Annotated in this window: 11 protein-coding genes; 6 read left to right on the top strand and 5 right to left on the bottom strand. The window is 36.9% G+C overall.

Going from position 1 to position 15,720, the window contains the following annotated elements:
- Positions 1-146 precede the first annotated feature (146 nt).
- From AU255_RS00930 to AU255_RS00910, 5 genes are all read right to left on the bottom strand, one after another.
- Positions 147-1,139 carry a DUF4124 domain-containing protein gene (locus tag AU255_RS00930; protein ID WP_080521126.1) on the bottom strand — a complete coding sequence of 331 codons (993 nt, stop codon included), beginning with the start codon at positions 1,137-1,139 and terminating at the stop codon, positions 147-149.
- 276 nt (positions 1,140-1,415) lie between these two features.
- On the bottom strand, positions 1,416-1,991 hold the full coding sequence (locus AU255_RS00925) for a YggT family protein (RefSeq protein WP_080521125.1): 576 nt from the start codon (positions 1,989-1,991) through the stop codon (positions 1,416-1,418).
- Positions 1,991-2,818 (bottom strand): pyrroline-5-carboxylate reductase, encoded by an 828-nt coding sequence (gene proC / locus AU255_RS00920; protein WP_080521124.1) that lies wholly within the window; start codon positions 2,816-2,818, stop codon positions 1,991-1,993. The genes AU255_RS00925 and proC overlap by 1 nt, the downstream gene beginning before the upstream one ends.
- 256 nt (positions 2,819-3,074) lie before the next feature.
- Positions 3,075-5,558 carry an ABC transporter permease gene (locus tag AU255_RS00915; protein WP_080521123.1) on the bottom strand — a complete coding sequence of 828 codons (2,484 nt, stop codon included), beginning with the start codon at positions 5,556-5,558 and terminating at the stop codon, positions 3,075-3,077.
- A complete protein-coding gene (locus tag AU255_RS00910) occupies positions 5,555-6,244 on the bottom strand; it encodes an ABC transporter ATP-binding protein (RefSeq protein ID WP_080521122.1) in 690 nt (229 codons plus the stop codon). Before AU255_RS00910 ends, AU255_RS00915 begins: the two co-directional genes overlap by 4 nt.
- A 1-nt stretch (position 6,245) precedes the next feature.
- On the opposite strand from AU255_RS00910, the gene AU255_RS00905 reads away from it, so the two are divergent.
- The 6 genes from AU255_RS00905 to AU255_RS00880 all read left to right on the top strand — a co-directional run bounded on the left by AU255_RS00905 (position 6,246) and on the right by AU255_RS00880 (position 15,692).
- Positions 6,246-6,845 carry an arylesterase gene (locus AU255_RS00905; RefSeq protein WP_080521121.1) on the top strand — a complete coding sequence of 200 codons (600 nt, stop codon included), beginning with the start codon at positions 6,246-6,248 and terminating at the stop codon, positions 6,843-6,845.
- A 1,156-nt stretch (positions 6,846-8,001) separates the two neighbouring features.
- On the top strand, positions 8,002-9,417 hold the full coding sequence (locus tag AU255_RS00900; protein ID WP_080521120.1) for a nicotinate-nucleotide adenylyltransferase: 1,416 nt from the start codon (positions 8,002-8,004) through the stop codon (positions 9,415-9,417).
- 327 nt (positions 9,418-9,744) lie between these two features.
- Positions 9,745-10,845 (top strand): DNA polymerase III subunit beta, encoded by a 1,101-nt coding sequence (gene dnaN / locus AU255_RS00895; RefSeq protein WP_080521119.1) that lies wholly within the window; start codon positions 9,745-9,747, stop codon positions 10,843-10,845.
- Positions 10,846-10,851: 6 nt separating this feature from the next.
- Positions 10,852-11,964 (top strand): DNA replication/repair protein RecF, encoded by a 1,113-nt coding sequence (gene recF / locus AU255_RS00890; RefSeq protein ID WP_080521118.1) that lies wholly within the window; start codon positions 10,852-10,854, stop codon positions 11,962-11,964.
- A 44-nt stretch (positions 11,965-12,008) separates the two neighbouring features.
- Positions 12,009-14,423 carry a DNA topoisomerase (ATP-hydrolyzing) subunit B gene (gene gyrB, locus AU255_RS00885; RefSeq protein ID WP_080521117.1) on the top strand — a complete coding sequence of 805 codons (2,415 nt, stop codon included), beginning with the start codon at positions 12,009-12,011 and terminating at the stop codon, positions 14,421-14,423.
- A 729-nt stretch (positions 14,424-15,152) separates the two neighbouring features.
- On the top strand, positions 15,153-15,692 hold the full coding sequence (locus AU255_RS00880) for an REP-associated tyrosine transposase (RefSeq protein WP_080521116.1): 540 nt from the start codon (positions 15,153-15,155) through the stop codon (positions 15,690-15,692).
- Positions 15,693-15,720: the final 28 nt, after the last annotated feature.

The following is a 15,720-nucleotide window of genomic DNA, read 5'->3' as shown; positions in this document are numbered from 1 at the left end:
AGCAGCAAAATAAAGCAGTAAACACTGCATGTTTACAACGAGCTGGTGGCCGAGAATAAATCTTTTTAAAGCTTTTGTGAAAGTTTAATAGCTGGAATACTTTGATACAGTGTAATAAGTCTGCCGGGGCGGTGTCTATCAATGGTTTATTTTTTCACCGCACTTTGAATATAAGGTCCAAAAGAGCGACGTATTAAATCCACTTGTTTACTGAGACACAGTTCCGTGCCCCTACTGGAATTATGACAGCGTATATCTAAAAATATGCTGTCATTATTATTTTTCCGCATCAATTTAGATACCGATAGACTTATATCTGTTTCTTTTACAGGATCATTCCCCATAATCAAAGTTTCAGTAAAATAATTAATTCCTGTCGTGGAATTCAATACAACAAACTGCTTAGCTTCTTCCCATGCTAGTTGACAGCTGTTTGCATCCTCACAACTAAACAAACCCAAATCATCAGCATCCTTTAGTTCTGCTATCTCATTAATTACATTTTTGGAATTGTCTTTATTTGTTTTAGTTAAAAAAAGAAAGCGTTCTATTTCTTTATCAAACTTTTTTTCAATTTCCTGTCGTTTTACTATTACTTTACTAATTTCCTGGTCAGTGACATCTATACTTTTTTCTATTTGGGCAATTTCATTTAAAATCGCTTGAGAAACCTTATGACCACTTCTTTCCGCTTGTGCTGCTCGTTTGCGCGCTTGAGCTAAATCTTCTCTTAAATTTTCCTGGGTTTTGTCATACACACGTTTTTGTGCATCCACAGCAAGTAACTTGGAATTTAAGGTTAAGCGTAAATCATCAACATTGCGAAAGGTACTCAGTAACACTTTATCGTTTAAATTTTGCTTGGCTATAATCTTTTCTTGTTCCGTTCTTAAAATTGCCAGTCTTTTTTCCAGGTCAATTTGTTCCTGAGTTTTTGCGGCACTTACTGTATCAATTACCCTGCCACTGTCATTTAATACGTTTCGCTCGAGCCTGGACTGATCCGGAGGAACCTGATCAGAGTATGATACATTGCCGTCTTTATCTACCCAACGGTACATTTTTGCATGCACCGAGGATTGCAATGCAATCATACCGGTAATCAATATTGAACAAAAAATAAAGCTAGAATTTTTCATAGGATAAACACAATTATCTAAAGTTCACAGACTAGTCATGTCTTATGTTTTTATTATACTTCGCGCGGTCACGGATACGGAATTTTTATCGAGTTTATTTTGGTTAAGAGCAAGGCGCTGAAACAGGCGCATAATAAGCAACGCGGCTATCGGCTAAATTCGGCCGCTAGAAAACCGCATATGTGGCATGTGGTCGCGCGAAGTATAATCTTAGATATTTTAAATTTAACAAAGATATAGCAGTATCCAGGAAAATACTGCTACATCCTGGACAAATTATCCAACCAGAGTAATTAATTCCTGTAACGGTGGAATAATTAACATTTTAGCCAGTTGCAGACCCACAAGAACAAGCAATGGCGATAGATCGATACCACCAATATCGGGAATGACTCGTCTGCAAGAAACTAATAGTGGCTCAGTAATGCTGTACAGCAAATTGGAAGCCGCATTAAATGAACCTGGGTTTATCCAGCTTAATAATGCGCGTACAAAGACAGCAAACACAAACACATTAATGACTAAAGAAATTAACTGACTGATGGATAATAGAATGAGTGCAGCAAAACTAAATGGAATGCCTTTTAGAGTCAGGGTAATAAGATCTGAAAACATTTGCAAAGCAATGACAAACACGATGGATGATGTATCTATTTTACCCACTGCCGGAATATAGCGGCGTAACACTCGAAGAGGCGGATGGGTTATTTTCACTAAGAACTGTGAGATTGGATTATAAAAATCTCCGCCCACCCATTGTAAAAGAAAACGTAAAACCACCGCTAAAATATAAAATGAAAAAACGGTATCCATCAAAAAAATGATTGGATCACTAACATATGTTGAACCCATTATTCTGCTCCCAATTCTTTAGATAATGAAATGGATCGATCATTGGCTGCTTGCAAAGCTTTTTTTACCAAAGCAGTGAAACCACCTTGTTCAAAAGTTTTAATCGCTTCTTCTGTCGTACCACCTGGTGAGGTCACCCGTTTTCTTAATTCTCCGGGTGACTCTGACGATTCCAGTGCAATTCTTGCTGCCCCTAAAGCGGTTTGTTCAATGAGTAATTGAGCCGTATGCTGCGATAAACCCAATTCAAGCGCTGCTTTTTCCATCGCTTCCATTAGCAAAAAGAAATAAGCAGGACCACTACCTGAAACTGCAGTAACAGCATCTAATTCAAATTCATTTTCAACCCAGACTGCAATTCCTACAGAACGCATGATATTTTCCGCCAAATCATGTTGTTCTTCAGTTACATTTTGATTAGCATGTAATCCGCTTGCACCGGTTTGTACTAAAGCAGGTGTATTGGGCATACAACGAACAATCGCTTTATCTGCACCTAGCCATTTACTTAAACTTTGCTGATTAATACCCGCTGCAATTGAAACCAGTAAAATATTGGCTTTATTAAAACTAGCTTTGGAAGCCCTAATTACGGCTGCAATCGATTGAGGTTTAACTGCTAATACAACGACTTCAACTTGTGCAATCAAATCATCATTTGTTGCCGAAGTATTTACATGCATACTGCTAGCCAAACTGGAGAGTTTTTCCTGATCTGAATCAGCAACCCAGATTTGTTGCGCCGGGTGGCCACTAGCAATTAGACCACTGATCAGGCTATGAGCCATATTACCGCCACCGATAAATCCTATTTTCTTTGTTTTCATTATTTAAGCAATCTCTATATTTCTGAAGGCACGCACAACATACCATTAACTAGGAGGTTTTTAGTGTCAAACCTACAATTTTCAATGTTAATAAACACTTTATTAAGATAGTGACATTTTACCTGTTTATCAATAAGTAGTTATTCATAATTATTCTTTAATCTAGAATTAAGCTCTGAGAAAAGCAACTTTACAATTCTGCTCTCTATTTCCTTTTGAGTAAAAATTCTGTAGTGCATTAAATACAGTTCGCACGCTACAACTCTCTCAAGACTTGCATAGGCGACTGATTAACAACAGAGCGCGTACCCCAGAATCCTGCTAAACCTATCAATAAAGCGGACGCTACTGGAACTGTTAAACACAAAGTAAGGTTAATAGTAAAATCCAGTTTAAGTACCCAATAATATAAAGCATAGATGACCAGTTGCGACATCAAAACTGCCAGGATCCCTGCTATTAAACCCAAGGCACTAAATTCAATCCATTGTATTTTTTGAAAAAAACTGCGCTTTGCACCTAGCGTACGCATTAATACACCGGTATAAATTCGGCTATCTAATGTTGTTTGAACTGCTGCAAATAACACTAAAAATCCGGCCGCTAATGCAAAATATAATAAGTAATTAATAGCTGCTGTTAATTGACTCAAAATGCGATTAATCTGTTGTAATAATAAATCCACATCTAATACTGTCATCGCGGGATAATGTTTGAGTAATTGATTCAACAAATCTTTTTTGCTGGCAGATAAATAAAAGCTGGTGATATAGGTATGCGCAAACTGATCAATACTGCCCGGTGAGAACATCATATAAAAATTAGGCTTCATGGTATCCCAATCAACTTTGCGAATACTATCAACTTCTGCCTTAACTTGTTGACTGCCGATAGAAAATGTTAACGTGTCGCCAATATTAACCTTTAGATTTTCTGCTAGTTTTTGTTCTATTGAAACAAGGCCTGGCTTACGCTTTTCCGGCCATTGTCCTGCGACAATTCTATTATCCTTAGCGACAGCTTGCGACCAGGTTAAACTTAAATCACGATGTATCGCACGTTCGCCTGTAGAGTCTTTAGTCACAATTTGCTGTACCGGTTGTGAATTGATTTCAACCAGACGTCCTCTAACGACAGGATAAAACTTGCTCACTTTTACCCCTTGTTGTTTTAATTCCAACTCCAATCCATCTTTCTGATCTGCAAAAACATTTAAAGCAAAATGATTGGGTGCATCATCCGCTAATTGCTTTTGCCAGTCATTGATTAAATCCGATCGTACTGTAAAACTCAATATGATTGCCAACAAAGTCATACTAAAGGCTAATATCTGCACAATATTTGTGTGCTTGTTTTTTGACAATCCTTGCAAACCAAAGCGCCAGGTTAAATTCACATACGCAAGTAAATAACGACTTGTACTTAATATAAGATATACCAGCCCCGCTATTATTAATAAACTAAGAGCACATGCACCGATAATAATAAGTGTCATTTGCATATCTTCAGTATATTGAGTTATTAACACCAGTAACAAAGTTATTGCCAATCCATATACCAGCCAGGCACTACTGGGTAACGGAACCAGGTCACGACGCAATATACGTAAAGGCGATACCTGTTTTAGACGTAACAAAGGGGGTAAAGCAAACCCGAATAACACTACAACTCCCATAATTATGCCGAATAAAAAAGCAAGTAAGCTAGGAGCTGCTATTTTTGCCGGTAATAATTCACGCAAGGTATGTAATAAAAATTCCTGTGTAACCCATCCTACTAGACAGCCGATGCTGCTGGCACACAAGCCGATAAAAGCAAATTGCCATAAAAATAATTGCAGCACATCATTTTGTTTATAACCTAAACAGCGCAAAATTGCGCTACTGTTAAAATGCCTTTCACTATAACGCCTTGTTGCCATCGCAATCGCGACACCGGAAATTAAAATGACCACAATACTGGACAAGCCCAGATAACGTTCCGCTTTTTCTAAAGCAGAGCCCAGTTTTGGTCTATCCTCATAAACATCCATAATACGCTGCGATACACCTAGCTGAGGCTTTAGCCAGCGCTTAAATTTAAGAATACCTGCCTCATCTCCAGCAAATTGATAAAAGTGATGTACATGACTGCCTGGTTGTAATACTCTGGTTTCTGCCAAATCACCTGCATTAATCATCACTCTGGGTGATAGGCTATATAAATCGCCTTGCTTATCAGGTTCATAAGTCAGAATCTGGGCAATTAACAGTGATTTCTCACCAACTCTCAAAAAATCGCCTAATTTAAGTTGTAAAGCAGACAAGATACGCGCTTCCACCCATGCCTCACCTATGTAAGGACCGTGATAAACAGTCTGCTCCTGAGCATAGCTGTCTTGTCTTATTTTTAAATAACCATGTAATGGATAGTTTGCACTCACTGCTTTAACAGCGGCTAATAAAAACTCATCATTTTCCATCAGCACACTGGAAAAATCAGTTCCCTGTGAATGTTTTAATCCCAAACTTTCGGCCTTTGCCAAAATATCATGCGTAATAAAGTCTGGACTAGTCAGTACCAAATCTGCTGCTAAAAATTCAGCTGCCTGAAAATTCATCGTGCGATTGATGCGATTGGCAAATAAACTGATCGCGGTAGAACTTCCTACAGCGATAATCAGTGCGAACATTAATAAAGTCAATTCTCCTGAGCGACTATCTCTGTGCAAAAAGCGCAAGGCTAATAACAAACGATTCATATAATACACCCTGCTTTTAATTCAATGATGCGATCACAATGTTCTGCTAATCGCTGATCATGTGTCACCAATATTAAAGTCGTCTGATTTTCTCGATTTAATTCAAATAGTAAATCGATAATATATTCACCTGTTGTGCTATCCAGGTTGCCAGTCGGTTCATCCGCAAATAAAATTTTAGGTCGAGTCACAAATGCGCGCGCTAAAGCAACGCGTTGCTGTTCTCCACCAGACAGTTGATTTGGTGTATGTGTTAATCTCTGGCTTAATCCAACTCGATCTAACAAATCAGCCGCCAATTTTTTTGCATTTTTATTACCCGTTAATTCTAGCGGCAACATGACATTTTCTAATGCAGTAAGATTGGGTAATAATTGAAAAGATTGAAATACAAAACCAATCAATTGATTACGTAAAGCTGCGCGACCATCTTCATCAAATTTACCAATTGATTGACCCAGTATTTCTATTGAACCGGAGCTGGCAACATCCAGGCCTGCCAATAAACTCAGTAAAGTAGATTTCCCAGATCCTGAAGCACCAATAATCGCTACACTTTCTGCGGCTTTGATTTTAAAGCTAACTGATGACAAGATAGTCAAATCGCTATTATTACTGGATACTGTTTTACACAAGTTATCAACATTAATGATGCTTGATTTATATTTATCTATTTGGGAGTTCATTATGCTTAAAGTTATTTTAGTGGGAGTTTTATTTTTTTGTTCTACGCTGACACAGGCAAAGTCAATTGTAGTCTTAGGAGATAGTATCAGTGCTAGCTATGGATTTGAAGTACAACATGGCTGGGTTGCTTTAATGGCCAAGCAATTGGCATCCAGTCATCCTGATTATACAGTGCATAATGCAAGTATTAGTGGTGATACTACCGCCGGAGGACTAGCACGTTTACCGCAAATACTAACCCGATATCAACCCGAGATACTCATACTTGAACTTGGTGCGAACGATGGGTTAAGAGGTTTGTCTTTAAAGAACATGCAACAAAATTTAACTGCCATAATTGAACAGGCAAAAAAATCGGGTGCAAAAGTTTTACTACTAACTATGCGTATACCCAGTAATTATGGAAAACGCTACACTGACATGTTTTATACCAGCTATGAAAAAATAGCTAAAAAAAGCAATATTACTTTAGTACCCTTTATTCTCGAAGGTGTTGCTTTAGATAAATCTCAAATACAGCGCGATGGCTTACATCCTAATGAAATCGCACAAACTGTTATTGCAAATAATATAGTGCCTTATCTGTTGCCATTGTTGTAAAGCTTAGCAAGTTTCATGTGCATAAGCCTGTTAACTATGTATACATAAAGATGTTTTCTATCTGTTATTAATTTTTACTGTCCTTTAAACCCACATCTTTGTAACATCTATAACTAAGCTTTATAACAATATTACAAACAGGTTAATAAACTGATAGTTAAGCTAAAAAATAACTTATCAACAGACTTTTGCTTTGCTAATAGTAATAATAAGTTTATATATTTAACCTTCTTATAATTATTAGAGATTTTACAAAGTGCTTAAAATCCTGGCACTGAGAGATCTTTGGATTGCCCGTTCAAAGATTTCAAATTTAGAAATTTTATGTATTGAAAAGTCAGCAGAATTGCCAAACTAAACTATCGAATTCATATTCGATAGTATTGGATTGATACATATGCGATTAAAAACAGTATTGGAGAATTATTTTTTACACAGACTTACTTTAGGTATCCAGGCTCAACGAGACAAATTGAAATGGATGTTGCTCTGATTCGAGCTACATCCCTTTATAAAATCTGCAGCAGTTTATATTTTTTACCTTACATGTCCTGATGTGATTGATATCGGAGCACCTTATATTTTATCGACAAAAAAATACTGTTCGCTTACGCAGATGTTCCAAACCTAAATGGAGCACTAAAATATTCATTTAGTTAAGCTAGCTCCGTTTTTAATATTTCCTGATTACGTTTAATTTTCAGCCTATCAATAACTACTTTGTTGCCCGTTATGGCGCTAGCGGAATACGGGATATTCATGGCACCTATTCTCCGCATTCCATAAACGTCATATGGGCTACATTAGATTTATACGCATTTTTTTTAAAGATAGTTGAAGCTTGTGGCTAATCAGATAATATTTTGAGCGCTTGCAAGTGTGTACAACCCTGTTAATTAGCCATGTTTAAAGATGTTTTTATTCTGTGTTCAATGATTCATTGCCTTTTTACGTACACCTTTGTCACACTCAACACTAAACTTTATAACATAGTTACATACACGTTAAGAAATTGATATTAATGTTGAAAAACAGCTTATCCACAACTTAATCAATGACTAATAGTAATAGTAAGTTTATATAAATAAATATTTTATTATTACTAACTAACACGTCATAATGACTGTAAAAATTACTACCAAAAGGTTTTACCAAAATGTCTGATCGTGAAAAAATTCAAAAAACATTACAAAAAGCTTTAGAAATTAATCTGGATATTTGCAAGTATGGAACAATTGTTGAAATAGGAGCGGGTCAGGAAGTTGCAAGAAACTTTTTTCAAGCAGGTGGAGCAGCCGGAACAATTGCTAAAACAATGTCCGCATATGATATGCAAGTAAGTGATGATATTTATGGGGCTGAAGAAACCAAGCGATATGTCAGTCGCAGTCGATTGATGAAAATGCTGGATCGGGAATATACGGCTGTTACTGATTTATTAACTCCAACACGCCCGAGAAATACTACTTTTTTTTCTTATGCTGCAACAGTCACTGCAAAAAGTTATTTACAAAAAAATGAATGTCATGGTTGGTTAGGTATTCGAGTACAGCTATACCCCGGAGCTGCACCTAGCGATATTATTGTACATGTGCGTATGTTAGATAATGATGGTGGTGCTCAGCAAGAGGCATTAGGTGTAGTAGGGGTAAATTTAATTCATGCTGCTTTTCACCATTTCACTCAACCTAAAAAAATCATTGAAGCGTTGGTTGATGATCTAGAACCCTGCCGTATTGAAGTTGATTTAATTAATTTTTCAGGTCCTTATTTTGAAGAGACTGAAAATAGATTAATGAATTTACATCTGGTTCATAAAAATTTGACGCATGCCATAATGTTTAGCCCGGAAGGTGAAGTACAAGTGCCTAGTGAACTCCTGTACAAGAAAAATATTTTGGTAATCCGTGGCACCTACACGCCTTTAACAAAACTACATCTTGATATGAAAAAATGTGGTGAGGAACACTTTAAGGAAGTTGATAATATTGATACCAGCAAAATCCTGGTGTTAGCTGAAATAACTATGGCGAGCTTGACTGTAGGTGATGTAATCGATGATGCTGATTTTCTTGCTCGTGTGGATATGCTAAACACCCAGGGATATACAGTGATGATTTCTAATTATTTGCGCTATTTCCGCTTACGTCAATATTTCCGTCGTTATACCAATCAACAGCTTGGTATGATTCTTGGAATTTCCAATCTGGATCTTATTTTCACTGAAGATTATTATATTGGATTAGAAGGAGGGATTCTGGAAGCGTTCGCAAAATTATTTCCAGACAATACCCGTTTATACATATACCCTATCAAAAGCCCTGAACAAGAAGAATTAATCACGATTGATAATTTTAAACCGCCTAAAAAATTACAGCACTTATTTGAATACTGTAAAGAAAATGGTTATTTGGTAGGTTTAGAAAATGTAGACGAAAGTATGCTGCATATAAATCCATCTCAAGTACTCTCAGAAATTCAAAAAGGGAGGGGAAAATGGGAGGATCAAGTCCCTGAATCTATTTCTAAAATGATTATTAGTAAAAGATTGCTTGGCTACTCTGCTAGATAGAAATTTTTAATTCAGTATAGACGGACTCTAACTCTAGTTCGCCTGTTTTTTCCCTTCTTGAGTCGTATTTCTTATAGCGGACTTTAGGTCCGCTTTACCACAGCACCCCGGTTTCATTCTATGCACAATCCAGTACTTTGAGTGCCGGGTTTATTGTGTTCGGTCAGTACTTGAATTTAACGCTTTCATTTACCTGTAAATCCAGGATACAAGTATTTTCAATCTTAGGCACAAGGTTACAAAACAGGTTAAAATGCTGTCCTAATAATACCTATCAATAGTTAGAAGCTAACTCAATAGTAATACTAATAAAATAATATATCTTTTATGAAATTTATAATTAATAGAGAGCTATTACTCACGCCTCTACAGCAGATTGTCAATGTTATCGAAAAAAAGCAAACCATGCCTATTCTTGCTAATGTGCTTTTTCAATTGCAAAACAATCAACTTACATTGACGGGCACAGACCTGGAAGTACAAATTGTTGCTAAACTTGCATTGGATAATGAAGTCGAAGGTAGTATTACTATTCCGGCACGGAAACTTCTCGATATCTGTCGTTTATTACCCAGCGCTGTTGATATTAAATTTGAATTAAGTGACAACAAATTAAAAATTCAATCAGGTCGTAGTCGCTTTGTCGTAAGTACTCTACCGGCTGATGACTATCCAAACTTTGAAATGAGCTCAATGGATTGTCATTTCTCTATACAAGCAGGCCAGCTCAAAAAAGCTCTGGATAAAACAACATTCTGCATGGCTAATCAGGATATACGCTATTACTTAAATGGCATTATGCTGAATATATTTAACCAGCAACTTAAACTGGTTGGATCTGATGGTCATAGACTGGCAATCTATGAAGATCGTATTGCTCAGGAAACCGGGATTGAATTGCGCATTATTATTCCTAGAAAAGGTGTATTGGAATTAGCACGTTTGTTAGATAATGAGGAACAGGAATTACAGGTAGATTTTTCGCGTAATAATATACGTGTAGTCATTGGTAATTTGATATTTTCAGCCAAGCTGGTTGATTCAAAATATCCGGACTTTAGCAAAGTTTTTGAGCAGGACTTTTATAGTCCGATTCATGTACAAAAACAATTATTAAAAGATGCTTTAACGCGAGTTGCGATTCTTTCAAATGAAAAGTTTAAAGGGGTTGAGTTTTCTATTGATGGGGGTAACTTAAAAATAAGTACTAATAACCCCGAACATGAAGAAGCTGATGAAGAGATTTTTATTGAATACCAAGGGCAACCACTTTCGATTGCATTTAATTCTCAGTATATTTTAGATGCTGTCGCTAATCTGGATTCTGAACTAGCAGTGCTCACTATCGCTGAAAATTCCAGCTGTTGTTTTATTGAAGAGCCTAACGAACAGGAATATAAATTTATTGTTATGCCAATGCGTTTATAAGGCGCTATGAGTTTACAAAAGTTAGATATTTACCATGTTCGTAATCTTCAGCAAGCCTCGTTATATCCAGCAACAAAAATCAATTTAATATACGGCAACAATGCCAGTGGTAAAAGCTCTATACTTGAAGCGATTTATTTATTAGGTAGAGCAAGTTCATTTCGCTCTACCACTATCAAAAACGTAATTCACTTTGCGCATAATGAGTTAATTGTTTCAGGTAAGGTGCGTTTCACTAATGCACATGTATCCACTCTTGGCATACGGATTGATGGAAAAGGCATCCAGATCCGTATTGATGAAGAAACCAGATACTCGCGCTCTGAGTTAGCTTATGCTCTGCCAATCCAGATGATTCATCCTAAGAGTTATCAATTATTAGATGCTGGCCCGCAGTTGCGTAGAGAGTTTATAGATTGGGGCGTATTTAATCAGCACCCGGATTTTCTAAATAACTGGCGAAATTTCAAGAGAATCTTAAATCATCGAAACGCTTTATTGAAAACGCGCAGTGTTAAAGAGTTAAATGTTTGGAATCATGAATTGCAGCAATACGGTACAATAGTGGCTGAATATCGAATGCAATATTTGACGGAATTAATGCCGGTTTTTTTACAAATAATGCATAAATTTACAGCATTAGAAAATATTGAATTAAAGTTATTACCCGGTTGGGATGCTGATTTTTTATTGTTGGATAAACTAACGGAAGATTTAGAAAAGGATTTACGCTATGGATTTACTCATAGTGGTCCACATAGGGCTGATTTTCAATTATTGATTGAATCAAGAAAAGCCAAAGACTTTGTTTCCAGAGGTCAACTAAAATTATTGATGTTGTCTTTAAAATTAGCTCAGGTACAGCATCTATTAAATAATGGATCTAAATCGGGTTGTATATTAATTGATGATGCTGTTGCAGAACTCGATTTTTCTAGTCGTACTAAATTATTAGATTTTCTGGCAGATATGGATGTACAAGTATTTATAACTGCAACTGAACAAAATGAGTTTGGTGATTTAAGTAATCTCGGAGAGTACAAAATGTTTCACGTGGAACATGGTGTGGTCTCGGAAGTTGATCAAAATGTTTCACGTGAAACATTGAACAAAGTGTAAAACAAACATGTTCCACGTGGAACATAATAAAAAATAGGTCAAAAATGAGTGACAAAACGGATAATTACGATAGTTCTAATATTAAGGTTCTAAAAGGGTTGGATGCGGTACGCAAAAGACCTGGCATGTATATTGGGGATACCGATGATGGAACAGGTTTGCACCATATGGTTTTTGAAGTGGTGGATAACTCAATTGATGAAGCCTTGGCAGGTTACTGCAAAGAAGTGAACGTGACGATCAATGACAATGGTTCTGTCACAGTATCTGATGATGGGCGTGGTATTCCTGTAGATATACACCCCGAGGAAGGGCGCTCATCGGCCGAAGTTATCATGACTGTGCTGCATGCCGGGGGTAAGTTTGATGACAATGCCTACAAGGTCTCAGGGGGGTTGCATGGAGTGGGTATTTCAGTAGTCAATGCCTTATCTGAGAAGCTGGATCTGGAAATTTATAAAGGTGGCTATGTATATCGTCAGACTTATAAACATGGCGAACCGGTTTCACCTCTAGAAAAAATGGAGACGACAGATAAGAAAGGGACTAAGGTTACTTTTTTACCGAGTAAAGATACCTTTGGCGATGTTGAATTTCATTATGAAATTCTAGTCAAAAGATTACGTGAACTGTCTTTCTTAAATTCAGGTGTACGGATTCATGTAAAAGACACGCGTAGTGGTAAAGAAGATATATTTGAATTCGAAGGTGGAATTAAAGCTTTTGTTGAGCACCTGAATAAAAATAAAACCCCTTTGTTTCCTGAAGTGTTTTACTTCACTGTGGAAAAAGAAGGTGTCACAGTCGAAGTTGCGATGCAATGGAATGACTCGTATCAGGAAAACATATTCTGTTTTACTAACAATATTCCGCAACGTGATGGGGGTTCGCATTTAGCAGGTTTTAGAGGTGGATTGACCAGAACTATCAATCAATATATTGAAGCAACCGGTTTAGCGAAAAAAGAAAAAGTTTCGACTACCGGCGATGATGCCCGTGAAGGTCTAACAGCGGTGCTGTCGGTTAAAGTACCTGATCCCAAATTTTCATCGCAAACCAAGGATAAGCTGGTTTCTTCTGAAGTTAAGCCACTTGTTGAATCAGCCATGAATGAACGGCTCAATGATTTCTTGCAAGAAACACCCGGCATTGCAAAAATTATTGTGAATAAAATTGTTGAAGCGGCAAGAGCAAGAGATGCGGCGCGTAAAGCAAGAGATTTAACCCGTCGTAAAACGACACTGGATATCGCAGGCTTACCAGGAAAATTAGCGGATTGTCAGGAAAAAGATCCGGCTCTTTCTGAAATATTTATTGTGGAAGGAGACTCAGCTGGCGGTTCTGCGAAACAAGGTAGAGACAGACGCACGCAAGCTATTTTGCCGCTAAAAGGAAAAATCCTCAATGTAGAAAGAGCGCGTTTTGACCGCATGATTTCTTCGGATGAAGTAGGCACGTTAATTACCGCTCTAGGCTGTGGTATCGGTAAAGATGAATACGATCCTGAAAAGCTGCGTTATCACCGAATCATTATCATGACCGATGCGGATGTCGATGGCTCACATATCAGAACTTTATTACTGACGTTCTTTTATAGACAAATGCCAGAATTAATTGAGCGTGGACATATTTATATTGCGCAACCGCCTTTGTATAAAATCAAAAAAGGAAAGCAGGAACGCTATGTAAAAGATGATGCAGAACTTAATGAATACTTGATCCAGTTAGCACTGGAAAAAACCCAATTGGTGACTAATAGCGAAACACCAGAAATTAAAGGTATCGGCCTGGAAAAATTGGCTAATGAATATCTTGGTGTTGAGGAAGTGATTAATCGTATGGGTAGACGTTATGATGATGACTTTTTAGAAGAGCTGACTCGAGTCCAAACTTTAACAAAAGAAGCACAACAAGATGAAGTGCAGCTTACAGCATGGCTTGGTATGGTTGAATCGAGTCTTAATCAACGCATTAGTAAATCTACATTTATTATTGAAATAGCCTATCGCAATGCAGAAGATTACACCTTAACCATTCATAAAAGAGAACATGGCGTAGAGAAAATTTTTATTATAGAAGCAGTTTTTTTTAATAGTAATGACTATAAAAAAATAGCGACTTATATCGAAGACACTAACGATTTATTCAGTGATGAATCATTTATCCAGATGGGTGAACGTAAGCAACCGGTTAATAATTTTAAGGAAGCCTTTGGCTGGATGATGCGTGAAATTAAAAAAGGACAGCATATCCAGCGTTATAAAGGTTTAGGAGAAATGAATCCGGAGCAACTGTTTGAAACAACGCTAGATGTGAATCAGCGCGTATTATTGCAGGTCCATATTGCTGATGCGATTGCTGCGGATGAAGTGTTTACCACGCTCATGGGCGATGTTGTAGAGCCGCGTAGAGATTTTATTGTAAAAAATGCACTAGAGGTTTCCAATCTGGATGTATAAATATTTTTGTCGGGTGACACAATGAGTGACAAGTGTGCCAAACTAGTAATACAAATAATAAAAAAAACACCACTTTTTATATCATATAGAAAGTATTAATAACGCATTAATAGCTAGGTAAATAATAGGATTTATCTAGCTATTACCTCAATAAAAATGGATTCACTAGTTGTTATATTGTAAATTTTATACAGCTAAACCAGAGTAATAAAATATGTTCTTAGTGATATATTAAGCCGAACTGTGAGTTGAATCTAAGAAAGGAATACATTCTTGAGAGGGACTAATGATGGTTAAAAGTAATTTTCATTTCCTACAAGAACATGACCCTATTTTTTTGCAATTAGCACATGCTGCAGAAAACGCTTTTACCAGCGATCCCATACCACACTCATTAAATTACGCCAATTAGGTGAAGCACTGGCACAAGATTTCTGGCGTATGCGGCAGTTTTATGTGACTTATGCGGATACACTAAAACTCTAAAAATTAATGTGGGAATTATCATGGTCTAGCCATTTACATATAATGAGCAAGTGCCAAACTATGCAGGAGCGTATGTTATGAGACTATTCCAAAAAAAGGCAGCTTGGGTTAATGATATAACGCCAAAGACTGAAAATACTAAAGCTTGGTATGCGGAGTTGTCAAACATCGTTAAACAAGTTCAGTTTTGAAATGTCGGGTTACGCGATAAGGCTGCTAACCCGACCTACTGAGTTATAAAGAATGCAATATCATCGGGTCTATATCAAAGGAGCTTGTTATTTTTTCACCTTGGTGACAGAAAAAAGACGACCTATTTTTAAAGATGAAAAACAAATAAATATATTGCGCGAGTCATTTAAAAAGGTGATGAAAAAATATCCATTTACGATTAATGCCATTGTGGTATTACCCGATCATCTTCATTGCATTTGGACATTACCGGAAGGTGATCATGATTATTCAACACGTTGGCGTTTGATTAAAACAGGATTTAGCAAAAATTGTGATAAGACGAATATAAATCAACCCAATCAAGCCAGAATACGAAAAAAACAACAAGCCATTTGGCAGCATCGTTTTTGGGAGCATATGATACGGAATGAGCAGGATTATCATGAGCATATTGATTATATACATTACAACCCAGTAAAGCATGGATATACCAATAAAGCGGTTGATTGGCCTTATTCCAGTTTGCATCAATATATAAAAGACGGAATTATTCCGAAAAATTGGGGTGTTTCAGGTATTGAAATACCCAATGAAATAGGTAAAGAATAGTGCACAACAAAAACGTAGGTCGGGTTAG

The sequence above is a fragment of the Methyloprofundus sedimenti genome, assembly GCF_002072955.1.
GTDB classification, from domain to species: domain Bacteria; phylum Pseudomonadota; class Gammaproteobacteria; order Methylococcales; family Methylomonadaceae; genus Methyloprofundus; species Methyloprofundus sedimenti.
Note: the sequence above shows the minus strand (reverse complement) of the source record. Positions and strands in the feature narration are given on the sequence as shown.